General features: G+C 58.1%; 23 protein-coding genes and 1 pseudogene. 16 read left to right on the top strand and 8 right to left on the bottom strand.

Annotation, left to right across the window (positions count from 1 at the left end):
• The first annotated feature begins 449 nt into the window (after positions 1-449).
• Together brnQ and H8F21_RS27550 are read left to right on the top strand one after the other, a co-directional pair.
• Entirely contained in the window at positions 450-1,763 is a 1,314-nt protein-coding gene (gene brnQ, locus H8F21_RS27555) for a branched-chain amino acid transport system II carrier protein (protein WP_203544035.1), read from the top strand.
• 192 nt (positions 1,764-1,955) lie between these two features.
• On the top strand, positions 1,956-2,699 hold the full coding sequence (locus H8F21_RS27550; protein ID WP_203481770.1) for a DUF599 domain-containing protein: 744 nt from the start codon (positions 1,956-1,958) through the stop codon (positions 2,697-2,699).
• A 73-nt stretch (positions 2,700-2,772) separates the two neighbouring features.
• Here the strand turns inward: H8F21_RS27550 and H8F21_RS27545 are convergent, their stop codons facing one another.
• Positions 2,773-3,063: a hypothetical protein gene (locus tag H8F21_RS27545; RefSeq protein ID WP_203481772.1), complete on the bottom strand. Its 291-nt coding sequence runs from the start codon at positions 3,061-3,063 to the stop codon at positions 2,773-2,775.
• Between the two features lie 156 nt (positions 3,064-3,219).
• Between H8F21_RS27545 and H8F21_RS27540 the strand changes: the two genes are divergently transcribed.
• The 4 genes from H8F21_RS27540 (at position 3,220) to H8F21_RS27525 (ending at position 6,946) form a co-directional block, all read left to right on the top strand.
• The gene (locus H8F21_RS27540; RefSeq protein ID WP_203481774.1) at positions 3,220-3,696 is read left to right on the top strand and encodes a PaaI family thioesterase; all 477 of its coding nucleotides are present in this window, start codon (positions 3,220-3,222) and stop codon (positions 3,694-3,696) included.
• Complete coding sequence (locus H8F21_RS27535) at positions 3,693-4,154, top strand: PaaI family thioesterase (RefSeq protein ID WP_203544036.1); 462 nt, start codon at positions 3,693-3,695, stop codon at positions 4,152-4,154. Before H8F21_RS27540 ends, H8F21_RS27535 begins: the two co-directional genes overlap by 4 nt.
• Before the next feature lie 104 nt (positions 4,155-4,258).
• The gene (gene htpG, locus H8F21_RS27530; RefSeq protein ID WP_203481778.1) at positions 4,259-6,163 is read left to right on the top strand and encodes a molecular chaperone HtpG; all 1,905 of its coding nucleotides are present in this window, start codon (positions 4,259-4,261) and stop codon (positions 6,161-6,163) included.
• 57 nt (positions 6,164-6,220) lie between these two features.
• Complete coding sequence (locus H8F21_RS27525) at positions 6,221-6,946, top strand: dienelactone hydrolase family protein (RefSeq protein ID WP_203585720.1); 726 nt, start codon at positions 6,221-6,223, stop codon at positions 6,944-6,946.
• A 119-nt stretch (positions 6,947-7,065) separates the two neighbouring features.
• Here the strand turns inward: H8F21_RS27525 and H8F21_RS27520 are convergent, their stop codons facing one another.
• On the bottom strand, positions 7,066-7,926 hold the full coding sequence (locus tag H8F21_RS27520) for a pirin family protein (protein ID WP_203585719.1): 861 nt from the start codon (positions 7,924-7,926) through the stop codon (positions 7,066-7,068).
• 115 nt (positions 7,927-8,041) lie between these two features.
• On the opposite strand from H8F21_RS27520, the gene H8F21_RS27515 reads away from it, so the two are divergent.
• The 3 genes and pseudogenes from H8F21_RS27515 to H8F21_RS27505 form a co-directional block, all read left to right on the top strand.
• Positions 8,042-9,094, top strand: coding sequence for an amidohydrolase family protein (locus tag H8F21_RS27515; RefSeq protein ID WP_203585718.1), 1,053 nt, complete (start codon positions 8,042-8,044; stop codon positions 9,092-9,094).
• 82 nt (positions 9,095-9,176) lie between these two features.
• Complete coding sequence (locus H8F21_RS27510) at positions 9,177-9,641, top strand: DUF3859 domain-containing protein (RefSeq protein ID WP_203585717.1); 465 nt, start codon at positions 9,177-9,179, stop codon at positions 9,639-9,641.
• Between the two features lie 237 nt (positions 9,642-9,878).
• A pseudogene (locus tag H8F21_RS27505) lies at positions 9,879-10,211 on the top strand (methyl-accepting chemotaxis protein); the annotation flags it as partial.
• A 67-nt stretch (positions 10,212-10,278) separates the two neighbouring features.
• On the opposite strand, the gene fabB reads toward H8F21_RS27505, so the two are convergent.
• From fabB to H8F21_RS27480, 5 genes are all read right to left on the bottom strand, one after another.
• Complete coding sequence (gene fabB, locus H8F21_RS27500) at positions 10,279-11,499, bottom strand: beta-ketoacyl-ACP synthase I (protein WP_136477374.1); 1,221 nt, start codon at positions 11,497-11,499, stop codon at positions 10,279-10,281.
• An 11-nt stretch (positions 11,500-11,510) separates the two neighbouring features.
• Entirely contained in the window at positions 11,511-12,026 is a 516-nt protein-coding gene (gene fabA, locus H8F21_RS27495; protein WP_011060067.1) for a 3-hydroxyacyl-[acyl-carrier-protein] dehydratase FabA, read from the bottom strand.
• Between the two features lie 212 nt (positions 12,027-12,238).
• On the bottom strand, positions 12,239-14,164 hold the full coding sequence (locus H8F21_RS27490; RefSeq protein WP_203481792.1) for an ATP-binding protein: 1,926 nt from the start codon (positions 14,162-14,164) through the stop codon (positions 12,239-12,241).
• Entirely contained in the window at positions 14,161-15,054 is an 894-nt protein-coding gene (locus H8F21_RS27485) for an ABC transporter substrate-binding protein (protein ID WP_203544042.1), read from the bottom strand. Before H8F21_RS27485 ends, H8F21_RS27490 begins: the two co-directional genes overlap by 4 nt.
• Positions 15,054-17,165, bottom strand: a complete 2,112-nt coding sequence (locus tag H8F21_RS27480; RefSeq protein WP_203585716.1) for a TonB-dependent receptor plug domain-containing protein — start codon at positions 17,163-17,165, stop codon at positions 15,054-15,056. Before H8F21_RS27480 ends, H8F21_RS27485 begins: the two co-directional genes overlap by 1 nt.
• A 171-nt stretch (positions 17,166-17,336) precedes the next feature.
• Between H8F21_RS27480 and H8F21_RS27475 the strand changes: the two genes are divergently transcribed.
• From H8F21_RS27475 to H8F21_RS27445, 7 genes are all read left to right on the top strand, one after another.
• Positions 17,337-18,362, top strand: a complete 1,026-nt coding sequence (locus H8F21_RS27475; protein ID WP_203481798.1) for an NAD(P)H-dependent glycerol-3-phosphate dehydrogenase — start codon at positions 17,337-17,339, stop codon at positions 18,360-18,362.
• A gap of 15 nt (positions 18,363-18,377) precedes the next feature.
• On the top strand, positions 18,378-18,725 hold the full coding sequence (locus H8F21_RS27470) for a DUF4389 domain-containing protein (protein ID WP_203481800.1): 348 nt from the start codon (positions 18,378-18,380) through the stop codon (positions 18,723-18,725).
• Positions 18,722-19,174: a phosphohistidine phosphatase SixA gene (gene sixA, locus H8F21_RS27465; RefSeq protein WP_203585715.1), complete on the top strand. Its 453-nt coding sequence runs from the start codon at positions 18,722-18,724 to the stop codon at positions 19,172-19,174. Before H8F21_RS27470 ends, sixA begins: the two co-directional genes overlap by 4 nt.
• A 165-nt stretch (positions 19,175-19,339) precedes the next feature.
• Positions 19,340-20,134: an alpha/beta fold hydrolase gene (locus H8F21_RS27460; RefSeq protein ID WP_203481804.1), complete on the top strand. Its 795-nt coding sequence runs from the start codon at positions 19,340-19,342 to the stop codon at positions 20,132-20,134.
• On the top strand, positions 20,131-20,985 hold the full coding sequence (locus H8F21_RS27455; protein ID WP_203481806.1) for an alpha/beta hydrolase: 855 nt from the start codon (positions 20,131-20,133) through the stop codon (positions 20,983-20,985). Before H8F21_RS27460 ends, H8F21_RS27455 begins: the two co-directional genes overlap by 4 nt.
• A gap of 115 nt (positions 20,986-21,100) precedes the next feature.
• Positions 21,101-21,898, top strand: coding sequence for a DUF4892 domain-containing protein (locus H8F21_RS27450; RefSeq protein ID WP_203481808.1), 798 nt, complete (start codon positions 21,101-21,103; stop codon positions 21,896-21,898).
• Positions 21,899-21,909: 11 nt separating this feature from the next.
• The gene (locus H8F21_RS27445) at positions 21,910-22,962 is read left to right on the top strand and encodes an AI-2E family transporter (protein ID WP_203481810.1); all 1,053 of its coding nucleotides are present in this window, start codon (positions 21,910-21,912) and stop codon (positions 22,960-22,962) included.
• 14 nt (positions 22,963-22,976) lie between these two features.
• On the opposite strand, the gene H8F21_RS27440 is transcribed toward H8F21_RS27445, so the two are convergent.
• A complete protein-coding gene (locus H8F21_RS27440; RefSeq protein ID WP_203481812.1) occupies positions 22,977-23,471 on the bottom strand; it encodes an Lrp/AsnC family transcriptional regulator in 495 nt (164 codons plus the stop codon).
• Positions 23,472-23,541: the final 70 nt, after the last annotated feature.

Here is a 23,541-nt window from a genome sequence, read left to right as displayed (position 1 = left end):
TCTGATCAACCACCGCCAATTTAAAAGACAGTGAGTAATCACGCTGTGTGCGCTTTACACCTTGCTCCATCTGACTCTCCGGAAATTCGGGATGGGAGGTGTAAACCTTATTCAGGACGGGACACAGTAAACAAAAAGGCCACCTTCGGGTGGCCTTTTTGCGTTTGCAGGACAGCAAAGTGCGATGACTGTTGCAGTTGGGTAGTACCAAGTGATACCCGGATTGCTGTCATCGAGGCGACAAACTTTTTCGCACATCGGACAACTCGTCAGGCAGCCATGCGCAGTGGGTGCAACTTGGTTACACTGTCTGCACTTTCGTGTCGGTCCCCCAAAAGGGTACTGGCATGCTTTAAAGGGCCTGTCTCATCCGGACGGGCTACATATTTCCCTCACCCAAGGGGAAATCCCTCTCTAAATCCCGATTTCAGAAGTGTGGTATTTCCTTAATGAAAGTCTTGAAAGGCCAGGATGTCCTGGCGCTTGGTTTTATGACGTTCGCGTTGTTCGTCGGTGCGGGCAATATCATTTTTCCGCCGATCGTCGGCCTAGAGTCCGGCCCCCACGTGTGGATGGCTGCGCTGGGCTTTCTGATCACGGCGGTAGGTCTGCCGGTTGTCACCGTTATCGCCCTGGCCAAGGTTGGCGGTGGTATGGATGCGCTTAGCAGTCCTATTGGCAAGGTCGCTGGCGGGTTGCTTGCGGCGGTCTGCTACCTGTCAGTCGGTCCTCTATTCGCCACGCCGCGAACCGCGACGGTTTCCTTCGAAGTAGGTGTGGCACCGCTGACCGGCGAAAGCTCGACCGCGCTGTTTATTTACAGCCTGGTGTACTTCCTGTTGGTTCTGGCCGTGTCGATGTACCCCGGAAAACTGCTCGATACCGTGGGTCGTTTCCTCGCGCCACTGAAAATCATTGCCTTGGCGGCGTTGGGCATTGCCGCGTTCATGCTGCCGGCCGGTACCACAGGTGATGCGTTGCCAGCCTATGAGGCATCGGCATTTTCCCAAGGCTTTATCAATGGCTACCTGACCATGGATACCCTTGGTGCGCTGGTATTCGGTATCGTCATCGTCAATGCCATCCGTTCCCGTGGTGTCGAGTCGCCAAGGCTGATCACTCGTTATGCCATCATTGCCGGCCTGATCGCTGGTGTCGGCCTGGCGCTGGTCTACATCAGCTTGTTCCGCCTGGGGGCCAGCAGTCACGAGATTGCTGCCGGGGCATCCAATGGCGCCGCGGTACTGCATGCATATGTGCAGCACACCTTTGGCTCACTGGGCAGCGGTTTTCTTGCGGTGTTGATCGCCCTGGCTTGCCTGGTGACTGCGGTTGGCCTGACCTGCGCGTGTGCCGAGTATTTCAGCCAGGTGCTGCCGTTGTCCTATCGGGTCCTGGTAGTGATCCTGTGCGGCTTCTCGCTGCTCATCTCGAACCTGGGCCTGACCAAGCTGATCATGTTCTCGATCCCGGTGCTTACGGCGATTTACCCACCGTGCATCGTGGTGGTGGGCTTGAGCTTCTGCAAAGACCTGTGGAACTCGCAAGTGCGTATCCTGGCGCCAGTGATGCTGGTATCGCTTATCTTCGGTATGGTTGACGCCATCAAGGGCACCAGCCTGGGTGTGAATCTGCCAGACTTCCTGGCCCACTTGCCGCTCAGCGAGCAAGGTCTGGCCTGGCTGGTTCCGTCGGTCGCAACCTTGGCAATCGCCATCGGCTGCGACCGCTTGCTGGGCAAGCCACGCGAAGCGCTGGCCTGAGAATAGGCCCTTGTCTGGCGCCGGCCACAAGCCAAAGCGCGCCAGCCTGGGCATATTTACAAAGCCCCGCATCCTGAAAAGGATGCGGGGCTTTTTCGTTGTGCGGAAGCGGACGTGTCTTTTTCTTCGGCTAAGCGTCGAAAACCGGTCAATGCGTATTACTGTGTTCGAACTTATTTACCGGGACCTCGCATGAGTTTCATTCAAAATAATCTGATTCATCTACTGGCAGCCTGTTGGTTTGTCGTGTGCTGGGGCGGCTATACCCGCTATGCGACCTGGAAGGGGCGCGACACGGCCTGTCTGGCCAGCGTATTGCACCTGTACCGCGAAGACTGGATGCGCCGTATGTTGATGCGGGACAACCGTATTGCCGATGCAAGTGTTGTGGCTAATCTTGAGCGCAACGCTTCGTTTTTTGCTTCCAGTACGCTGATTATTCTCGCGGGTATTCTTACTGTGCTCGGCGCGTCTGATCGCGCCGTGTCATTACTGGCTGACTTGCCGCTGGTGCAGCAGGCGACTCAAGGCATGTCGGAAGTAAAGCTGCTGTGCTTGGCCACGGTGTTTGTCTATGCTTTTTTCACCTTCAGTTGGTGCATGCGTCAATATAACTTTGCGGCCATTTTGGTGGGATCGGCGCCCATGGTTGGGGAACGTCATGTCAACGAACTGGAGCGTAAAGCATTCGCCCAGCGTGCGGCTCGAGTCATTTCAATGGCTGCCAACCAGTTCAACTTTGGCTTGCGCTCTTACTACTTTGGCATGGCCATGCTCAGTTGGTTTATCAGCCCATGGTTATTCATGCTGATGAGTACGGGTGTGGTCCTCGTGTTGTACCGGCGCGAGTTTCACTCCGATGTGCTGGAAGTAATGGTATATACCCCGACCGAGGTGCCAACGCTGGAAACAGCTAAAGACACTGCTGTTAACTGAATCGTTACAGCCCTGAGTCACGAACATAAAAAAACCCGACAGCTGTCGGGTTTTTTCATTCCAGGGCGCTTGCTTACTTGGCAGGCTCGGCTGGAGTAGTTTCTGGCGCTGGGGTGACCGGTGCAGCAGGAGCGGCAGGAGCAGCTTCTTCAGCGGCTTTCTGTTGCGCTTCAGCACTGTCTTTGGCAGCTTCAGCGTTTTCTTTTGCAGCCTCGTTCACTTTATCCTGAGCTTCGTCCATCTTCTGCTGGGCGTTCTCGGTATGTTGCGCAGCATCCTGAGCCTTGTCTTCGCTGGCTTTATCGCAAGCAGCGAGACCCAGGGCGGCGGCCAGCATTACGGCAAAAGCAAAAGGTTTACGCATGGGGTGTTTCTCCTTGTGGAAATAAGTTACTTGTTCCTTTGAGCTCAAGTAACGGACAGAAGTTCCACATACATTACAGATATATAACCCCCGGATCTACATAGACTTTTTTTGGGGCGTGTGCATTGTCTCAATAACCACAAAGGCCTTAGTGATATGAGCGACACTCCATTGATGGCCATGGCAGAGCGGTTTCTTGGTGCTTTGCCTCATTGCCAGGTTCTACAGATGCGTGTGCATCAGGTGAATAACCAGGGTATGACGCTGGTGCTGCCATACTCGTCGAGAATCATCGGCAATCCACAGACTGGAGCTATTCATGGTGGTGCCCTGACGACATTGATGGATACCACCTGCGGCATGGCCACGTTGTGTGTACTGCCGGAGTTCGAAGTCTGCCCGACGCTCGATCTGCGCATTGATTATATGCATTCAGCCAGGCCCGGCCTTGATGTCTACGGTTATGCGCATTGCTATCGGGTCACCCGGGACGTGATTTTTACGCGTGGCATGGCGTATCAGGACGATCCCGAACAACCCATAGCGCAAGTGGTGGGTACCTTTATGCGATTGGGCAAAAATGTGAAGGGCGGTCTGAGTTTTGGCAGTTCGCTGAAGGAGCATGGGCAATGATTCCCGCAGAGGTGCATTTGCAGTTACGCAAGGCTCATGCTGAAGGTAACTATCAGCCATTGTTGCAGTTGATTCCCTATGCGGGGTTGATTGGTATTCAGTGCAGTCGCGAGGGCGACGACCTGCTGTTTTGCTTGCCGGCCAGTCGGGAAAACATTGGCAACCCATTGCTGCCCGCCATTCACGGAGGGGTTATTGCCGGGTTCATGGAATTGTCGGCAGCCTTGTACCTGCTGATTTTCAGTGAAAGCGCGACGATTCCGAAAATCATCGATTTTTCCATCGACTATCTGCGTGCGGGGCATTTTCGCGACACCTATGCTCGCTGCCAGTTGTGGCGCCAGGGGCGACGGGTGACCAACGTGGCGATAACCGCCTGGCAAGGCAGCGAAGCTGAACCGATTGCCACGGCGCGTGCGCATTTCAAGATCGAAGAAGTCGTTATGCCCTTGAAATAGTTTCTCGTGCCCCCATCTGCATGACATCCCGCCGTGAAAGCAGGCAGGGCCGATGTGCCCGCCTGCCGAACGACTACTGCCATCAGATTGGAGTGTTGAATACCATGAGTGTGGAAACTCAAAAAGAAACCCTGGGCTTCCAGACCGAGGTCAAGCAGCTGCTGCACCTCATGATCCATTCCCTGTATTCGAACAAGGAAATCTTCCTTCGCGAACTGATTTCCAACGCCTCCGACGCGGTCGATAAACTGCGTTTCGAAGCCTTGGCCAAGCCTGAGCTGCTCGAAGGTGGCGCCGAGCTGAAAATCCGTGTCAGCTTCGACAAGGATGCCAATACCGTTACCCTCGAAGACAACGGCATCGGCATGAGCCGTGAAGACGTGATCACCCACCTGGGTACGATCGCCAAGTCCGGCACTGCCGACTTCATGAAGAACCTAACCGGCGACCAGAAAAAAGATTCGCACTTGATCGGTCAGTTCGGTGTGGGCTTCTATTCGGCCTTTATCGTCGCCGACAAGGTCGATGTGTTCAGCCGTCGTGCCGGTGCGCCAGCAGCCGAAGGTGTGCATTGGTCGTCCAAGGGCGAGGGCGACTTTGAAGTGGCTACTGTCGACAAAGCCGACCGTGGTACCCGTATCGTTCTGCACCTGAAAAAGGGTGAAGAAGAATTCGCTGATGGCTGGCGTCTGCGCAACATCATCAAGAAGTATTCCGACCATATCGCGCTGCCAATCGAACTGCCAAAGCAAGTCGAAGCCGCAGAAGGCGAGGAGAAGCCGGCCGAGGAATGGGAAACCGTCAACCGTGCCAGCGCTCTGTGGACCCGTCCGCGTACCGAGATCAAGGACGAGGAATACCAGGAGTTCTACAAACACATCGGTCACGATTTCGAAAACCCGTTGGCCTGGAGCCACAACAAGGTCGAAGGCAAGCTTGAGTACAACTCGCTGCTCTACGTACCGGCACGTGCGCCGTTCGACCTGTATCAGCGCGAGGCGCCTCGCGGTCTGAAGCTGTACGTTCAGCGCGTGTTCGTCATGGACCAGGCCGAGTCGTTCCTGCCGCTGTACCTGCGCTTTATCAAAGGTGTGGTCGACTCCAACGATCTGTCGCTTAACGTTTCGCGAGAAATCCTGCAAAAAGATCCGATCATCGATTCGATGAAATCGGCACTCACCAAGCGCGTTCTGGACATGCTCGAGAAGCTGGCCAAGAACGAGCCAGAGCAGTACAAGGGCTTCTGGAAAAACTTCGGCCAAGTCATGAAAGAAGGTCCGGCCGAAGATTTCGCCAACAAGGAGAAGATCGCCGGACTGCTGCGCTTCGCTTCCACCAGCGATGAAAGCGGCGAGCAAAGCGTGTCCTTGGCAGACTACCTGGCTCGTGCCAAGGAAGGTCAGGACAAGATCTACTTCCTCACGGGTGAGTCGTACGCGCAGGTCAAGAACAGCCCGCACCTGGAAGTCTTCCGTAAAAAAGGCATCGAGGTGCTGCTGCTCACTGACCGTATCGACGAGTGGCTGATGAGCTACCTGAGCGAGTTCGACGGCAAGAGCTTCGTCGATGTTGCCCGTGGCGACCTGGATCTGGGCAAGTTGGACTCTGAAGAGGACAAGAAGGCCCAGGAAGAAGTTGCCAAGGAAAAAGAAGGCCTGGTCGAGCGCTTGAAAGCGGCATTGGGCGAGAGCGTCAGCGAAGTGCGTGTTTCCCACCGCTTGACCGATTCGCCAGCGATCCTTGCCATCGGTGAGCAGGACTTGGGTCTGCAGATGCGCCAGATTCTGGAAGCCAGCGGACAGAAAGTGCCGGACTCCAAGCCAATCTTCGAATTCAACCCGGGCCACCCGCTGATCGAGAAACTGGACAACGAGCAGAGCGAAGATCGTTTCGCCGACTTCTCGCACATTCTCTTCGATCAGGCTGCCCTGGCAGCGGGGGACAGCTTGAAGGACCCGGCGGCGTACGTTCGTCGCCTGAACAAGCTGCTGGTCGAATTGTCGGCTTAAGTAGAGTCAGGGAAAGCCCGCTTCGGCGGGCTTTTTTCATGGTGCAAGGAGGACTGCATGAGCAAGGTTACCGTCGAATCGCTGGTCTATCATGTTGCCGGCAAAGCCTATGAGAGTCGTTTGTTTTATACCCAGGGCGCCAAGGAACAACCTGGTTTGCTGATGGCACCGAACTGGATGGGGGTCGGTGAAGGTGCTGAGCGCATCGCCAGGGATGTGGCTGCTCAAGGCTATGTGGTGCTGCTCGCCGATATTTATGGGCAGACCCTGCGGCCCTCGAACATGGACGAAGCGGGCGCGGCGATGACGCCGTTGAAAGATGACCGGGTTGAGCTGCGCAAGCGCCTCAAAGCGGCACTGGATCAGTTGCTGGGGCAATCCAGGGCGGTGCTGGAGCCGGGCAAGCTTGCTACCTTCGGTTTCTGTTTTGGCGGTTGTTGCGCCTTGGAACTGGCGCGTGCCGATGAGCGCCTGCAGGCGGCGGTGTCGTTCCACGGCACGCTGGATACGCCATTGCCGGCCCAAGAAGGCAAAGTGAATGCATCGATGCTGGTGTTGCATGGCGCGGCCGATCCGTTTGTGCCTGCAGAGCAGCTACCGGCTTTCGCTGCCGAGATGGATGCGGCCAAGGTAGACTGGCAATTGGTCAGTTATGGTGGTGCGGTGCATTCGTTCACCGACACGGCGGCCAACATCCCTGGCAAGATGAAGTACGACGCACGCACCTCCAAGCGGGCGTTCCGGGCCATGTACAACGTGTTGGATGAAGTGTTCGAAGCCTAGGGAGTGGGTGGGTATAACCCGTGGGAGACAGCGTTCGGTGATGGGGCTGCTATGCAGCCCTTCGCGGATGAATCCGCTCCCACGGTTTACGCATTGTCCGTCGCCAGTGCAGCCTGGGCTCAGGGCAGTTCGATTCGTTCGCTTTCCCCCGGTACCGTTGGCCAGTCCCCGGCTGCCCAGCGGGCCCTTGCCTGATCAATCAGCGCTGGATCACTGGCAACAAAATTCCAGTTCATTCGTCGTGGTCCATCCAGTGGGTCGCCGCCAAACAGCACCAATTGGCTCTCGCTCTCGGCATACAGGCTCATTTCTTCACCCTCTGGCAGTATCACCAGGCTATGCGGTTCTACGGCTTGGTCGTTCAGCAGCACCTCGCCATCGAGTACATAGAGACCTCGCTCAATATGCTCGTTCGGCACGCTAAGGGTGGTCGCGGCCTGCATCTGAATCAACGCATAGAGCGTTGGCGAAAGCACCGGCACCGGTGACTGCAGGCAGAATCCGTTACCTGCGATCAAGCGAATGTTGACACCTAGATTGTCGCTCGTCGGCAAGGTCGCAGCAGGATGATGGCTGTAGTGTCCGCTCCCTTGTTCCTTGTCTTTGGGGGAGGCTAGCCAGACTTGCAGGCCATGCAGGCGTGAGCCGCTTTCCTGCAGATCGGTCGGGGTACGCTCGACATGAGCAATCGCGCTGCCAGCGGTCATCCAGCTGACGTCTCCGGCTTTGACCCGCTGATCGGAGCCGAGACTGTCCTTGTGCAGCAGCTCCCCTTCGAACAGGTAGGTGAGGGTGGACAGGCCGATATGGGGGTGCTGGCGGATATTCACACCTTTGCCTGCGGCGTAGTCGGTTTCGAGCATGTGGTCGAAAAAAACGAACGGCCCGATGCTTCGGCACTGGGCTGAAGGCAGGGGGCGCAAGATCGGTTGTCCTTCGACGGATTCGGCGCGCGGGCGAATGACCAAAAGATTACTCACAGTGGGCTCCAGTCCAGGGGTGATGGACTTGAGCATAACCTGTTACAGGCAGTGCTTGAACTGCGCGGTAGCTTGGCCGGTCTACCTTGTCTTAGACGTCAACAAGGAGCGTGCAATGTTTGCCAGAACCCTGCTTACCAGAACCCCGCTTACCAGAAATCGGTATGCCAGTACCCTGGTTGGCATCCTGTTGCTGGGCTTGGGTCTGCAGGCTGTGCAGGCGCGTGAGTACCGCTACAGTGATGCACACCTGCATTACGTGGACTTTTTCCAGGAAAGCGAGGGCATGGATGCGTTGCTCAAAGCAATGGATAAAGCGCGCATCGACCAATCCATGATCTCGGGTGTGGCGGTAGCGAAGAAATGGCACGAGGACGAACCCAAGCGCCCACGCTATTACGCCGGCGACGACGCCGATGCCTATTGGTACAGTGCCACGGATATCTACGTGGCCGCCGCGCTGGAAAAACTCGATCCGCAGCAACGTCAACGCTTTCACCCGTTTCTGACCGGCTTCAACCCGGTAGACAAGAATGCCGTGGCGCATATCGAGCGCATGCTCGAACTGTATCCCGGGCTGTGGCAGGGTATTGGCGAGGTTTTCACCCGTCATGACGACTTGACGGCGCTAACCAGCGGCGACACCCCGCGGGCCAATAACGAGGCCATGACTCGCATTTACCATCTGGCGGCCGAACAGGATCTACCTGTGCTGATCCACTCCAACATCACCTCCAAGCGCGAGCGCAATCCGCTGTACCTGGCTGAGATTGAAGAACCGTTGCGCAATCACCCGCACACGCGCTTTATCTGGGCCCATGCCGGTACCAGCATGGAGATACATCGTCACCAGACGCAGTTGGATTTTTTGCTGCCCACGCTGTCGCGTATGCTCGAGAGCTACCCCAATCTGTATATCGACCTGTCCTGGAGCGTCCTGCAGCCTTATCTGCTGGATGAGCAGGGCAAACCCAGGGAGGCATGGCTGCAGCTGGTCAAACGCTTCCCTGAGCGCTTTATGCTTGGCTCGGATGTAGTCGGTCGGTTCGATTCTTTAGGGGAGCAACTACATGGGTTTGATCCGCTCCTCGATGCCTTGCCTGCAGATGTGGCACACAAGGTTGCCCGCGAGAACTTCCTCGCTGTGCTGCCGAAGAAACAGCAGTGAGCTGCCAGGCAGTTTTCCAGTTGTCATCAGTCTGTCATGCCGGCGTCATAGCCTGCCGCCATCAATCCTGATGGAGTGCATCATGTTTTTCAGTCGTTTCAGTGCGGTGTGCGGGCTTTTGCTGGTGAGTGGTCTGGCCAGTGCCGAGGTGCGGGTACAAGGGCCGATCGAGTACGGGTTGTTCCAAACACAGCATCAAAATTTTCAGCCTGGCGAGCGCGTGCTGACCCAGAGCACTCAGACTATTCAGCACACTTCTGAAATTCCGGCACGACTGGGCAGCAAGTTCGGTATGCGTTATCGCCTGGAGGGCAAGGCGGCGGAGGACGCGCCGTTGACCTTGCTCTACCTCACCCCGGGTGTGCTGACCCCCGACGGCAAGCGCCATGATAAGTTCGAGGTGGTGCAGAAACTGGTGCCCGGAGCTGCCCAGGATGTGATGGCCTATGAATTCACCGAGCTTCACGAAGTGGTGCCGGGCGAATGGCATTTTATGGTTTTCCAGGGTGATCGCCTGCTAGCCGAGCAGCGATTTACTGTGCGCTGAGGGCCGAGGTTGGCGCCTCGTGATTGCTGGTGGTAGCGCTAGGCATTTTCGCTTGTTGCAAATGAACAGCATGCGCCAGCAGTAGCAGCAGGTAGACAGCAATTGGTTGCCTAGCGTCATTGCGGTAGGCCAGATGACTCAGGACATGCTGCGCATTCGTTCGTTGAATCTGCGATTGCTGATCAACCGCGATCCGCAGCCTTTGCAGACGAACAAGGCGCACATTGAGCAGATCAAGGCGGTATCCAGCAGGGCACTGATCGTGCGGTCGAAGGGATGCAGCAGAGTAATGACCGTGCACAAAGCACCCTGGAAGGGGCACATGCAGCAGGTGCGGCGCTGGAGGAAATTGCAGCAGCGATCAGCCTGATCAATGAGCGCAATCTGGTGATCGCCAGCGCTTCCGAGCAACAGGCGCAGGTAGCGCGGGAGGTGGACCGTAACCTGACCAATATCCGTGATTTGGCACTGCAGACGTCAGCGGGAGCCAATCAGACCAATGCGGCGAGCCAGGCGATGTCGCAGCTGGCGATTGACTTGAATAGCCTGGTAGGGCGGTTTTCGGTGTGAGCAGGTGGGTCTGAAAACAAAAACGCCCCGACGAGTCGGGGCGTTTTCAGCATAAGGGTATTAGCCCTTATTTGCCTTCCCAGCGCTTGAGCACCAGAGTGGCGTTGGTGCCGCCGAAACCGAAGCTGTTGCTCATCACGGTATCGATCTTGGCGTTTTCCTGGGTTTTGGTCAGGATCGGCATATCGGCTACTGCTGGGTCCAGCTCGTCGATGTTGGCCGAGCCGGCGATGAAGTTACCTTCCATCATCAGCATGCAGTAGATCGCTTCATGCACGCCTGCGGCGCCCAGGGAGTGACCGGAGAGGCTCTTGGTCGAACTGATGGCAGGTGCCTTGTCACCGAACACTTCGCGAACACCTTTGATCTCGGCAACGTCACCCACTGGCGTCGAGGTGCCGTGGGTGTTCAGGTAGTCGATCGGGGTGTCGACAGTCGACATGGCCATCTGCATGCAGCGGATGGCGCCTTCGCCGCTTGGTGCGACCATGTCGTAACCATCGGAAGTCGCGCCGTAGCCAACGATTTCAGCGTAGATTTTCGCGCCGCGGGCCAGAGCGTGCTCCAGTTCCTCAACTACGACCATGCCGCCACCGCCAGCAATGACGAAACCGTCACGGTCGTTATCGTAGGCACGGGAGGCTTTTTCCGGGGTGTCGTTGCGCTTGCTGGACAAAGCGCCCATGGCGTCGAACAGGAACGACTGGCTCCAGTGCTCTTCTTCACCGCCACCGGCGAAGACGATGTCCTGCTTGCCCATTTGAATCTGTTCCATGGCGGTGCCGATGCAGTGTGCACTGGTGGCGCAAGCCGAAGCGATGGAGTAGTTCAGGCCCTTGATCTTGAACGGGGTAGCCAGGCACGCCGAGACAGTGCTGCTCATGGTCCGGGTGACGCGATACGGGCCGACACGCTTGACGCCTTTTTCGCGCAGGATGTCCAACGCTTCCATCTGGTTCAGGGTCGACGCGCCGCCGCTGCCTGCAATCAGGCCGGTACGCGGGTTGGACACCTGTTCTTCCGTCAGGCCCGAATCCTTGATCGCGTCGGCCATTGCCAGGTAGGCGTAGGCAGCAGCGTGACCCACGAAACGGAAGACTTTGCGGTCAATCAGTTCTTCGAGGTTGAGGTCAATGGAGCCGGAAACCTGGCTACGCAGACCCATTTCGGCATATTCCGGGTTGAATCGGATGCCAGGGCGGCTTGCACGCAGGTTGGCGGAGACGGTCTCTTTGTCATTGCCCAGGCACGAAACGATGCCCAGACCAGTGATAACGACGCGGCGCATGCGGATAACCCTTAGAAGTTGTCAGTGGAGGTGAATACGCCGACCCGAAGGCCTTCGGCGGTGTAGATTTCGCGACCGTCGACACTGACCGAACCATCAGCGATGGCCATGTTCAGCTTGCCCTTCAGGACGCGCTTGATATGAATGTTGTACGTGACTTTCTTGGCGGTTGGCAGCACCTGGCCAAAGAACTTGACCTCGCCCGAACCCAAGGCGCGACCGCGACCTGGCAGGCCTTGCCAGCCGAGGAAGAAGCCAACCAGTTGCCACATGGCGTCAAGGCCCAGGCAGCCTGGCATTACTGGATCACCTTCGAAGTGGCAGGCAAAGAACCACAGGTCCGGAGTGATATCCAGCTCGGCGACCAATTCACCTTTGCCGTACTTGCCACCCTCTTCGCTGATATGGGTAATGCGATCTACCATCAGCATGTTCGGGGCGGGCAGTTGCGCGTTACCTGGGCCGAACAGCTCACCGCGACTGCAGCGCAGCAGGTCTTCCCGGGTAAAGGCGTTTTGTTTGGTCATGCGAGCTCCTCAATAATCCCCATGCGGCGGGGGGCAAATCTTCCCGACCGACCCAAATCGTTTATACGTTGGGGCGGCAGCCTACACATAGACTATTGCGTTGTAGTGAAAGTCACAGCGCACGGGGCAAAGAAGTACACGTGTGCACTGAAATTTTATTTTCAGGCTTTTTCAGCAGCCTGTCCAGTTTATAAGACTGCCGCAATTTCACATTAATCGCCAGTCGCAGCTGACTGACTGGGTAGCCAACGTTGCAGAATTTGCTGTAAATCAGTGCGTTTGAACGGCTTGGCCAAATAATCGTTCATTCCAGCGCTCAGGCAGCGTTCGCGATCGCCCTGCAAGGCATTGGCCGTCAAGGCGATGATTGGCATGGCTGCTCCCTGGGGGAGCTGGCGAATACGCCGCGTGGCCTCATAACCGTCGATTATTGGCAATCGGCAGTCCATCAGCGTGGCCGCAAAATGCTGGCGTGCGACCTGGGACACGGCCTGGGCGCCATCCACCGCAATGCACACTTCAAATCCCAGGCTGCGAAGCATGGCCTCGATCACCGTCTGATTGACCGGGTTGTCCTCGACCAACAGGATGCGTTGGCCCTGACCTTCGTCTTCGCGATCGCTGTTGGGACTGAGCAGGCGCGGCGTTTGCTGCACCGAAAGCGCCAAGGGCATTTCTAGAGTGAAGGTCGATCCTTGGCCTTCCCGGCTTTCGGCGCGCAATGTGCCGCCCATGCGTTCGGCCAGGGTACGCGCGATCGATAATCCCAAGCCTGTGCCACCGTAACGCCGGGAGATCGAACTGTCGGCTTGCTGGAAGGCAAGGAACATGGTTTCCAGGCGTTGGTTATCTATACCGATACCGGTGTCATGAACGGCGCAGTTGAACCAGATCAGTTGGCGGTCAAGCACCTGCCAGCGGGGTTCGATACGTACACTGCCGCGTTCGGTGAACTTCAGCGCATTGCCCACCAGGTTGAGCAGTACCTGGCGGATCCTCGTAGGGTCGCCGACAACGTGCAATTGGGCCATTCCCGCAGGCATCTGCAATTGCAGGTCCAGACCTCGCTGGGTGGCCAGGTGCTGGAAGGATTGAACGCAACTGCCAATCAATTCACCGAGGTTGAAGTCGATGTGTTCCAGTTCCAGGCTGGTGCGCTCGATCCGCGAGAAATCCAGAATATCGTTGATCACCTTGAGCAGATGCCCGGTCGACTCACTGGCGACAGCCGTGTATTCGACTTGCTCCTCGTTCAAGGTGGTGGTTTCAAGCAGTTGCAGCATGCCAAGCACGCCATTCATCGGGGTGCGCAGCTCGTGGCTCATCATGGCCAGGAAGTCTGACTTGGCCCGGTTTGCCTGTTCGGCTTCTTCGCGCGCCTGGATCAGTTGCGACATGGCCTGCTGCTGCTCATGACTGGCCTGGGCCAGGGCGCGAGCCAGGTTGTTGATGTGACGGGCCAGGTGCCCCAGTTCACTGTCGTCGACTACGGGCAAGGGGGCATTGAAGTCGCCTTGCTGGATGGCTTTTACCGCGTGTCCCATATCGGCTATGGGTTTGGCCAGGCTCAATGCCAGGCGGCGGGCCAGTAAAAAGGTGAAGAGCAGGGCGAACAGGGCAAGGATGGCTGCCTTGATAATGATTTCTTTCTGGCGCTCGCTGAAGGCGTCGTTGGACATGCCGACAATAACCCTGCCCAGATAGTCATCGCCCACATTGCGCGATGCTTGCCCGCCACTGTGCAGGAAGTCGTTGTCCAGACGGATTTGTTGCAGGCGGATAGGGGCTTGGAAAACCTCGACTTGTTGTGCGCGGTTGTCGTGTTCGTCGGGTTGCTCGACGTACACCAGGATGTGATTGCTGCTGTCCTGTACTTCAAGAAAACGCACGTGGGGAATGCTCAAGGTGGCGCGCATCAGGCTCTCGAGCACTTCGTCATTGCCGGCGATCACGCCGTATTCCGACGCTGGTGCCAACTGGTTGGCGATCAATTGACCGGTGTGATTGAGTTCCTGGCGCAGGTCCTGGATTCGCACGAAGGTAAAGAAGCTGATCAGCAGCAGCGTCAGCAACAGTGCCGGTCCCAGGCTGATGATCTGTGTGCGGGTGTGGATGTCCCAGCTCAGACGGAGCCTCATGGTCTGCGTTCTCCTTCGGCCAGTACCAGGGCGGCATTTTCGGGGTCGATGGCGTCGATGCCCAAGGCACGGGCCACCTGCTGGTTGCCTGTGACACTGAAGTGATCAGGGTAGAGCGTGCGAGGCCATTTGCCAGGGGGTTGGTCGAGCAGTCTGTCGAGCACTGCCAACCAATCCTGTTGGTTGCTCAGCGTGCTGGCCAGAGCGCCAGCACGGACAAAACCTGCATTGGGGCCAATTAATGCCATCTGTCGTCCGTAACTGCTTAACAGCACATTTTTAACTGTCTTGGCGTTGTACAACTGGGGGTCGTCGATGCCCAGCAGAACATCACTGTTCTGCAAAAGCGTCTGCAATGGACGACTGTCGTGCAGGTCCGGCCAGGCTTGAGCAATGATCTTCAGGCCCATTGGCTTTGCCGCACGACGCAGTTCTTCCAGAAGAAACTGGCTGTGCTCGGCATAGAGTACGCCGATGCGTTGCGCCTCAGGCAGCAAATAGCGGGTCAGGCGCAGTTGCCGGTCCAGCGGCGGATCATTCCAAAGCAGGCTCAGGTAGGCGGGGCGCAATTGCCCGAGGCGCCGCTCTGCCTGCACTCGGCTCACGCGCAGGGCCAGCGCAGGAGGTCCCGCGGTTTCACTCAAACGCCATTCCAGGCTGGTGCTGTCGAGCAGGATCAGCCGAGTTGCCGGGTCGAGGTGCGAAGGGCGGGGAAGTTCGGTGACCGGTACGAAGTGAACCTTGTCGCCAGGGCGGCGTTCGCTCAGGGCCTGGACGAACTGCTCGACCCCGGGGCTATCCTGGGTGCCGGTAAGCAGGATTTCACTGGCATGTAACCCGCCCAGCGGCCACAGGAAGGCCAGCAGCAGCCAGAGGCGCAACCTGCGCATCAGAATTCGAGCTCCGCGCTGAAGTACAGCACATGGCGACTGTCAAACAGGTTGTCTGCGTAGGTGGTGGGTTGGTCGTCCAGGCGTTGCTGTACGACGCCCGCCAACTCCAGTTGGGCGCGATCCCAGGTGAGTCGCTTGGCCACGCGTAGGTCGATACGTTCAAATCGATACTGGTTGAGCTCATCGTCCCCGTAGTAGAAAAGTGCGCTGGACCACCCTTGACCCCAGTCACGCAACCAGCCGGCCGAGCCGCTATTGTGCGCACTCAGGCGACGATCAGCGGGGTCGCTGGCCCAGGCATCGACATAGGCGTAAGTCAGGCGCAGGCGATCGGCTGGGCCAAAGCGCCAGTCAAGCTGTGTTTCACTGCCGCTGAAGCGAGCGCTGTTGCTGTTGCTGGCGATGTATTGGTTATTACGCAGCGGCTCACTGATCATGCCGGTTATTTCGTCATAGAACAGTTTGAAGTCCACGCTCAGGTCGGCATCGGCAAAGTAGCCGTTGTAACCCAATTCTCGCGAGCGCATACGTTCCTGTTCAAGGTCACCCGGGCCGCGGGTCCTGACGAAGTATTGCGCACTGCTCTGGCCGAACGCCCCTGGGGTCAGGTTGTTGACGCGGTAACTCCAGTTGACGTTGTTCTCGAACATGTCCGGCGAGCGTACCGCCTCAGAGTACACCGCGCGCAACCCGTGACGTGGGGTGATCAGGTAGTTGACTGCAAGGCGTGGGGTGAGGGAGCTGCCGGAGAGATTTGCATCCTCGTACATCGCCCCACCCTGGATAATCCAGTGGTCGTCAGCACGCCACTCCAAGTGACCGAACAGGCGCCAGGTGTTGTCATTGAGACTGCCATTGAAAAACGTCTGCGAGTCGGCACGGTCGTAGCGGTAGTTGGCACCACTCACCAGGCGCAGGCTGTCGGACAGGCTCAGGGTGTCCTGCAGTTCCAGGTCGTAGCGGGTTTCCCGTGTACTCTGGTCGATATCGCCGCAGACCTGCTTGGAGCCGCCATCGGCCCACTGCTTTTGCACCTGCTCGCCCAGCGCTCGCTCTTGAGCACCTCCGGCTGGCAGTGGCGCAAGAATATTGCGCGCGACTTGTTCGGCGTAGTTCGGGTTCAATTGCCACAGGCTTGTCAGCGCAGGGCTGAACGACATCGCGGCGTCACAGGCGCGCCACTGCTGCTGGCGATCCCAGTGTTGTGCAGTCGCTTGCAGATAGAGGCTGTGATCGGGATCGAGGTCGATGTTCCAGCGCACTGAGCCGGCGTAATCCTTGACGTTGGCGTCGGAGTTGTCGCCATTGGCAGTGACACCATGGAACACGGGCTTGTAAGTGTAGGGACGCTGATTGGTCCCCTCTTTGGCAGCAAATTGCCAATCTAGGCTCTGATTATTTGCCAAGGTGTGACTGACGCTCAAACTCAGGCGGGTGAGCCTGCGGCTGTCACGGTAGTCCTGACCGTTTCGGGTTTCATCAAAGCCGTCATCTTCCATGCCCGACAGCGACAGGCGCAAGTCACCGCCATCCCAGCCGCTGCCCTGGCTCGCGTACCAGTCGTTGATGCCACGTTGTCCGCGGGTAACTTTCACTCGAGTGCCGCGGCTATCGGCGGGCTTGCGAGTGAGAATGTTGACCACCGCCATCAGCGCATTGGCACCATAGCTGACGGTATTCGGGCCGCGGAACACTTCAACTCGCTCGATATCCTCCATGGCCAATGGAATATCGCTCCAGTCTACGGTGGCAAGGCCGGGGCGATAGACAGAACGACCATCGATCAGCACCTGCATGCGTCGTGCTTCGTTGACGTTGCTGCCGTGGTAGTTGACTGTAGGTTGGTTACCAGCACCGTAGCCGATCATCATCCCCGGGACCAGGCGTAGCAATTCTGGTATGTCACGGGCGCCGCTGGCGCGGATCAAGGCGTTGTCGAGCACGGTCATACTGCCTGGGACCGCCGCCGGTGACTGCTTGAGTCGGGTGGCGGTAAGCACCTGGGGCAGGGACTGGTCGTCGACGAACAGATCGTCAGCAGCAGCAGGGGCGGCGACGATAGCAGTCAAGAGCAAAAGCGGGGGTGAGGCTGGAGAGCCAAATGACACGGTACGGCCTTGGTATCGATTTCAAATCGAGCAGTTTAACCGAGTGGCGAGCATTTTTCAGTCGTTGGCGCTGCAATGCCAAGGTCAACTGAGTGATCTGGCGCTGGCTCTGACACCGGGGCTCCGTATAATGCGCGAGTCGCCACTTTAATTGGTTTTAACGGATTGGATATGACTGAACAGCAGCCGGTCGCAGTTCTGGGAGGCGGGAGTTTCGGTACCGCCGTGGCGAATCTGTTGGCGGAAAACGGCGTAGGCGTACGGCAATGGATGCGCGATCCAGAGCAGGCCGAAGCAATGCGCAACAATCGCGAGAACCCACGCTACCTGAAGGGTGTGAAGATTCACCCAGGTGTCGAGCCGGTCAACGACCTGCTGGCGACTCTTGAGGACTGCGAGCTGATCTTTGTCGCTCTGCCATCCAGCGCACTGCGCAGTGTGTTGGCACCTCATGCCCAGCTGCTGCGTGGCAAGATGCTGGTGAGCCTGACCAAAGGTATCGAAGCCCAAAGTTTCAAGTTGATGAGTCAGATCCTTGAAGAAATCGCTCCCCAGGCGCGCATTGGCGTGTTGTCCGGGCCAAACCTGGCCCGCGAAGTGGCTGAGCACGCGCTCACCGCTACTGTGGTGGCCAGTGAAGATGAAGTGCTTTGTCAGCGAGTGCAGGCAGTTCTGCACGGGCGCACCTTCCGCGTTTATGCCAGCAACGACCGCTTTGGTGTCGAGCTCGGTGGGGCGCTGAAAAACGTTTATGCAATTATTGCCGGTATGGCAGTGGCCCTGGGAATGGGTGAGAACACCAAGAGCATGCTGATCACCCGCGCCCTGGCAGAGATGACCCGCTTCGCGGTGAGCCAGGGCGCCAACCCCATGACCTTCCTTGGGCTTGCCGGCGTGGGCGACCTTATCGTTACCTGCTCATCGCCCAAGAGCCGTAACTATCAGGTCGGGCATGCGTTGGGCCAAGGACTAAGCCTGGAAGAGGCGGTCAATCGCCTGGGTGAGGTAGCCGAGGGTGTCAATACCCTCAAGGTGCTCAAGGTCAAAGCTCAGGAAGTCCAGGTCTACATGCCACTGGTAGCGGGCTTGCACGCCATTCTTTTCGAGGGTCGCACCCTGAATCAGGTTATTGAGTTGCTGATGCGCGGCGAACCCAAAACCGATGTCGACTTCATCTCCACCAGCGGTTTCAACTGAGTACAGGAGCAAGACATGAACGAATCCCCGAACCAGTCCCAGCGCGAGTCGATTATCCTTCGGGTGTTGTGGATGCTGGTGTTCCTGGTGGTCTGGCAGTTGGCTGAACTGCTGCTGGGTGGCTTGGTGCTGGTGCAGTTGATCTACCGTCTGATCTACGGTGCGCCAAGTGCCAGCCTGATGAGTTTCGGCGACAGCCTCAGCCAGTTTCTGGCCCAGATCGGTCGTTTCGGCAGCTTTCACAGCGACCAGAAACCGTGGCCCTTCGCGGATTGGCCAACGCCACGCGCCCCGGAAGGTGAGACGGCGCACAGCGTACCGCCAGCAGCGCACCCGGTACGTGACGAAGAGCCCAAACTGTGAAACTTTGGGTGTTGCGTCATGGCGAGGCTGAGCCGCGGGCCAACAGCGATGCGCAGCGTCGTTTGACGGCCCACGGCCGAGAGCAGGTACTGCGCAGTACGGCAACATTGCTTGGTCAGGAGCTGCAGGTGATCCTCGCCAGCCCGTATGTTCGCGCCCAGCAGACGGCCGCACTGGTTCACGAAGCGCTTGGTTTTATCAAGCCGGTGCAGACAGTGCCTTGGTTGACGCCGGACAGCGACCCGCAGGGGGTGATCGGCGAGCTGGAAAAACTGGACCTGCAGCAGGTACTGCTGGTCAGCCACCAGCCGCTGGTGAGTTACCTGGTGGGGATGCTCGAGCAGGGGCATCGGCAAGGGCCGCCGATGTCTACGGCAAGTCTGGCAGAGCTCGAAGGCGAGTGGCCTCTGGCCGGATTGATGACCTTGCGCAGTCTTACTCATGCGTGAGCCCTGGGCCCGCTGTTCTGCGGGCTGTTGAAGGGGGCGCGGGGCATATCAGGCCAATTTCGGTGGTTATTGACCTGATTGCCCTTGGCGATGGCTTTTCCGAACATTGCCCGTCGTCACCTGCTTGTCGACAATGGAGTATCACTATTCAGCGGACAGGCGGTTATGTCGCAGCACATATTTTTCGCCCATGCCAACGGTTTTCCTTCGGCGACCTACGGCAAGCTCTTCGATGCGCTTGCGCCTGACTATCAGGTGTTCCACCTGCCACAACACGCTCACGATCCACGTTTTCCGGTCGACGAGAACTGGCAGAATCTGGTCGACGAATTGCTCCATCACCTGGAGCAGCAGTCACAACCGGTCTGGGGTGTAGGGCACTCTTTGGGCGGTGTGTTGCATTTGCATGCTGCGTTGCGCTGCCCTCAGTACTATCGAGGTGTGGTCATGCTTGACTCGCCAGTATTGACCAGGGTGGATCAATGGGTGTTGCAGGCGGCCAAGCGCATGGGTTTCATCGATCGCATCACCCCCGCCGGACGCACCCTGGGTCGCCGTGAGGCATTTACCGACAAAGAAAGTGCCCGTGCGTATTTCTCCACCAAGTCCTTGTTTCGTCATTTCGATCCGGAATGCCTGGACGCTTACCTGGAACATGGCCTGCAAGCATCCGAGGAAGGTGTGCGGCTGCGCTTCGATCCGGCCACCGAGATCAGTATTTACCGCAATATTCCCCACGCCCGACCAGCACCGGCCAAGCAGTTGAAATTGCCCCTGGCGATGGTGCGCGGTAGCAGTAGCCAGATCGTCAAGCGCCATCATGCTTTCGCTGTGCGCGGCCTGCCTCGAGGCGAGTACCACTGTTTGCCCGGTGGCCATATGTTCCCGCTGGAACGGCCCACGGATACCGCGAGCCTGATCAAGGGGCTGTTCGATCGTTGGCAGCAGGGGGTGGTATGAGTTCGAACATCGAAGATATCCGCTTGAACCTGGGCCACATCGAACTGGCTGCGCACCTGTCTGGCCCGGCTGACGGTGTACCGGTGATCGCGCTGCATGGCTGGTTGGACAACGCCAACAGTTTTGCCCGACTGGCGCCGAAGTTGTCGGGGCTACGGATCCTGGCCCTGGACCTGGCCGGTCACGGCCATTCCGAGCACCGGCCGCCTGGCGCCAGTTATGCCTTGTGGGATTACGCCCATGACGTATTGCGGGTTGCCGAACAGATGGGTTGGGAGCGTTTTGCCCTGCTTGGACACTCGCTGGGGGCGATCGTATCGGTGGTGCTGGCGGGCTCGCTACCAGAGCGAATTACCCGATTGGCATTGATTGACGGCGTGATTCCGCCCACCAGCGGTCCGCAGGATGCCGCGGAGCGTATGGGCATGGCATTACAGGCGCAGTTGCGCCTGGACTCGAAGCGTAAAGCGGTACACCCAACGCTCGATCAAGCGATCCAGGCGCGAATGAAGGGGCTGGTGGCGGTTAGTCACGAAGCTGCGCAGTTGCTCGCCCAGCGCGGATTGATGCCGGTGCCGGGTGGCTATACCTGGCGCAGCGACAGCCGTCTGACCTTGCCATCACCGACGCGTTTGAGCGAAGCCCAGGCCTTGAGCTTCGTTCAGCGTATTGCTTGTCCGACTACGCTGGTGGTGGCTGCTGACGGTATGCTGGCGCGGCATGGCGATTTGCTCGAGCGGCTACCCTTTGCTCGTCAACTCTTGCCAGGTGGTCATCACTTGCATCTGAATGACGAAAATGGTGCAACCCTTGTTGCAGACTGTTTCAATCGCTTCTTTGGCATTCCTTGACTTGCGGCTGGCAACTGTCGAGGCTTGGCGGGTTGAACAGGGAGACAACCATGAACAAGCGAGACAATGTCACATCCAGTGACTACCCAGGAGTCCTATGCAGCGTGGCGTGCCTATGAGTTTCAAGTTCTGCATCCGCGCAGTGATTGTCGGCGCGGGCATACTCTCCAGTGCACCTCTTCTGGCCGAGGGGCTGCCGGTACCCGTCGACGCCAAAGTGATTGATCAGCGTCCTGCTACCGAACAGGAGCGCGTCTATCCGATGGGCAGCCTGCGCAAGATCAGTAATCAGCTGCGCGTGGAAAGCAAGATTGAAAGCCGCGGTCAGGTCAGCTCTGTGACCTACGAGCTGCCAAGAGAGCGCAGCGCCACCGAAGCTTTCACTGCTGCGCGCGAGGCTCTGCAGAAAGATGGCGGTTACCCGTTGTTCTGGTGCCAGGCGCGTGACTGTGGTGAAAACAGCCTTTGGGCCAACGAAGTATTCAAGAGCAGGCTGCTGTCTGGTTCTGACGAGCAGCAGGCGTTCATTTTGCTGCGCCGCTCCGCCGAGCAAAGCAATACGCTGATCGCGTTGTACAGTGTTACGCGCGGCAACAAGCGTGCGTACTTGCACGTGGAGGAATTCGTTGCCCAGGCGCCACTCGGTGAGCTGTTGCCTACACCGGCTACAGTACTGCGCGAACTGCGAGACACTGGCAAGCTCGACTACCCTGATCTAGCTGGTGAACCTTTACCGGCGTGGGTGAACTTGCTTGGACGCAGCTTGAATCTTGACAGCACCTTGCGCGTCAGCCTGAGCGGCACCGAGGCTGAGGCCTGGCGTGAGCAATTGGGCAAGGCCGGCGTACGTCTGGCCAGGTTGGAAGTGGGCGACGCCAAGACCGACGGCTTGCATGTCGAATTGATTCGTTAAGCGAGAACAGCATGCTCAATAATGATCGCCTGCTGGTGCAGATTATCCTGCTGGGTCTGCTTGGCGCTGGCCTGTGGGTGATGGCGCCGTTCATGTCCGCGTTGCTGTGGGGTGCCATCCTGGCGTTTGCCAGTTGGCCGTTGATGCGTCTGCTGACTCGGTTGTTGGGCGGTCGTGAAACCTTGGCGGCCGGCTTGCTGACTACCTTATGGATACTGCTGGTGGCTGTGCCTCTGGTCTGGTTGGGTTTCAACCTGGCTGATCACATCCGTGATGCAACCAACTTTGTGCGCGATGTGCAGGTTGACGGATTTCCCGATGCACCGGACTGGCTGGGCGGTGTGCCGCTGGTAGGGGAGCGCCTGGTTCGCATGTGGGATACCCTCGACCAGCAGGGCGCCGCGTTGCTGGCTTCGATCAAGCCCTATCTGGGGCAGGTCGGAAACTGGTTACTGGCCCGTAGCGCACAGATCGGTAGCGGTATGCTTGAGTTGACCTTGAGCCTGGTGTTCGTGTTCTTTTTCTATCGTGACGGCCCGCGCTTGTCGGCGTTCGTGCTGCGTTTGCTTGATCGGCTCATTGGCGAACGTGCCGAGTACTACCTTGATTTGGTCGCCGGCACTGTCCAACGGGTGGTCAACGGTGTAATTGGCACGGCGGCTGCTCAGGCGGTCCTGGCGGTCATAGGCTTTTTGATCGCTGGTGTGCCGGGGGCGCTGGTGCTGGGCATCGTTACCTTCATGCTCAGCCTTATTCCCATGGGGCCGCCACTGGCGTGGATACCGGCTACGGCCTGGTTGGTCTGGCAAGGTGAGTACGGCATGGCGGTGTTCCTCGGAATCTGGGGCACGTTCATCATCAGTGGCGTCGACAACGTGCTCAAGCCGTACCTGATCAGTCGTGGTGGCAACCTGCCGCTGGTGATCGTGTTGTTGGGTGTGTTCGGCGGCTTGCTGGCGTTTGGTTTTATCGGCCTGTTCATCGGTCCGACGCTGTTGGCGGTGGCTTACAGCCTGCTGCTTGACTGGTCACGCAGCGCACCGGCGGCACCGCCACGCACTTGAGCCTTGGCGCTGGATCAGGGTTGTGGGCCGGCGTTCTTGACCACAGCCAATTCCGGGTGGGCCACCAGCTTGTCGATGTGCAACTCGTCGTTGTTCATCCAGGTTTCGGTGAGCACCCGGTAATGCTCCATGTCGCGGCAACGCATGCGCAGGCTGTAGTCAAAATGGCCACTGATCAATTGGCAATCGAGCACCTGTGGACAGGCGCGCATGCAGGCTTCAAATGCCTTCTGAGCCGAGCGTCCGCTCTGGTTCGACAAGGCCACCAGCACCAGCAGGGACAACCCTGGTGATAGCCGTTGCTCATCGATGATTGCGCTATAGCCGCGAATGACCCCGCGCCGTTCCAGCTTGCGCACGCGTTCAAGGCAGGGGCGAGGGGTTAGGTGCACCAGCGTGGACAGCTTTTCGTAGGTGATACGCCCGTTGTGACGCAACACCTCGATGATGGCTTCGTCGATCCGATCCAGGGGTGGTTCGGCGTGGGGATTGTTAACCTTGGTATCCATACAGGTTCGGCTTCATTTCAAACTGTGGTTGACTATGAATATGGTACGACCTTCCATGGTCGGCGTCTGT

This window comes from Pseudomonas arcuscaelestis (assembly GCF_016881005.1).
Classification (GTDB): Bacteria; Pseudomonadota; Gammaproteobacteria; order Pseudomonadales; family Pseudomonadaceae; genus Aquipseudomonas; species Aquipseudomonas arcuscaelestis.
Note: the sequence above shows the minus strand (reverse complement) of the source record. Positions and strands in the feature narration are given on the sequence as shown.

Excerpts from the sequence above, each read along its gene's own strand:
- brnQ (WP_203544035.1), top strand. The coding sequence starts at position 450 with ATGAAAGTCTTGAAAGGCCAGGATGTCCTGGCGCTTGGTTTTATGACG.
- H8F21_RS27550 (WP_203481770.1), top strand. The coding sequence starts at position 1,956 with ATGAGTTTCATTCAAAATAATCTGATTCATCTACTGGCAGCCTGTTGG.
- H8F21_RS27545 (WP_203481772.1), bottom strand. The coding sequence starts at position 3,063 with ATGCGTAAACCTTTTGCTTTTGCCGTAATGCTGGCCGCCGCCCTGGGT.
- H8F21_RS27540 (WP_203481774.1), top strand. The coding sequence starts at position 3,220 with ATGAGCGACACTCCATTGATGGCCATGGCAGAGCGGTTTCTTGGTGCT.
- H8F21_RS27535 (WP_203544036.1), top strand. The coding sequence starts at position 3,693 with ATGATTCCCGCAGAGGTGCATTTGCAGTTACGCAAGGCTCATGCTGAA.
- htpG (WP_203481778.1), top strand. The coding sequence starts at position 4,259 with ATGAGTGTGGAAACTCAAAAAGAAACCCTGGGCTTCCAGACCGAGGTC.
- H8F21_RS27525 (WP_203585720.1), top strand. The coding sequence starts at position 6,221 with ATGAGCAAGGTTACCGTCGAATCGCTGGTCTATCATGTTGCCGGCAAA.
- H8F21_RS27515 (WP_203585718.1), top strand. The coding sequence starts at position 8,042 with ATGTTTGCCAGAACCCTGCTTACCAGAACCCCGCTTACCAGAAATCGG.
- H8F21_RS27510 (WP_203585717.1), top strand. The coding sequence starts at position 9,177 with ATGTTTTTCAGTCGTTTCAGTGCGGTGTGCGGGCTTTTGCTGGTGAGT.
- fabB (WP_136477374.1), bottom strand. The coding sequence starts at position 11,499 with ATGCGCCGCGTCGTTATCACTGGTCTGGGCATCGTTTCGTGCCTGGGC.
- fabA (WP_011060067.1), bottom strand. The coding sequence starts at position 12,026 with ATGACCAAACAAAACGCCTTTACCCGGGAAGACCTGCTGCGCTGCAGT.
- H8F21_RS27490 (WP_203481792.1), bottom strand. The coding sequence starts at position 14,164 with ATGAGGCTCCGTCTGAGCTGGGACATCCACACCCGCACACAGATCATC.
- H8F21_RS27485 (WP_203544042.1), bottom strand. The coding sequence starts at position 15,054 with ATGCGCAGGTTGCGCCTCTGGCTGCTGCTGGCCTTCCTGTGGCCGCTG.
- H8F21_RS27475 (WP_203481798.1), top strand. The coding sequence starts at position 17,337 with ATGACTGAACAGCAGCCGGTCGCAGTTCTGGGAGGCGGGAGTTTCGGT.
- H8F21_RS27470 (WP_203481800.1), top strand. The coding sequence starts at position 18,378 with ATGAACGAATCCCCGAACCAGTCCCAGCGCGAGTCGATTATCCTTCGG.
- H8F21_RS27460 (WP_203481804.1), top strand. The coding sequence starts at position 19,340 with ATGTCGCAGCACATATTTTTCGCCCATGCCAACGGTTTTCCTTCGGCG.
- H8F21_RS27455 (WP_203481806.1), top strand. The coding sequence starts at position 20,131 with ATGAGTTCGAACATCGAAGATATCCGCTTGAACCTGGGCCACATCGAA.
- H8F21_RS27450 (WP_203481808.1), top strand. The coding sequence starts at position 21,101 with ATGAGTTTCAAGTTCTGCATCCGCGCAGTGATTGTCGGCGCGGGCATA.
- H8F21_RS27445 (WP_203481810.1), top strand. The coding sequence starts at position 21,910 with ATGCTCAATAATGATCGCCTGCTGGTGCAGATTATCCTGCTGGGTCTG.
- H8F21_RS27440 (WP_203481812.1), bottom strand. The coding sequence starts at position 23,471 with ATGGATACCAAGGTTAACAATCCCCACGCCGAACCACCCCTGGATCGG.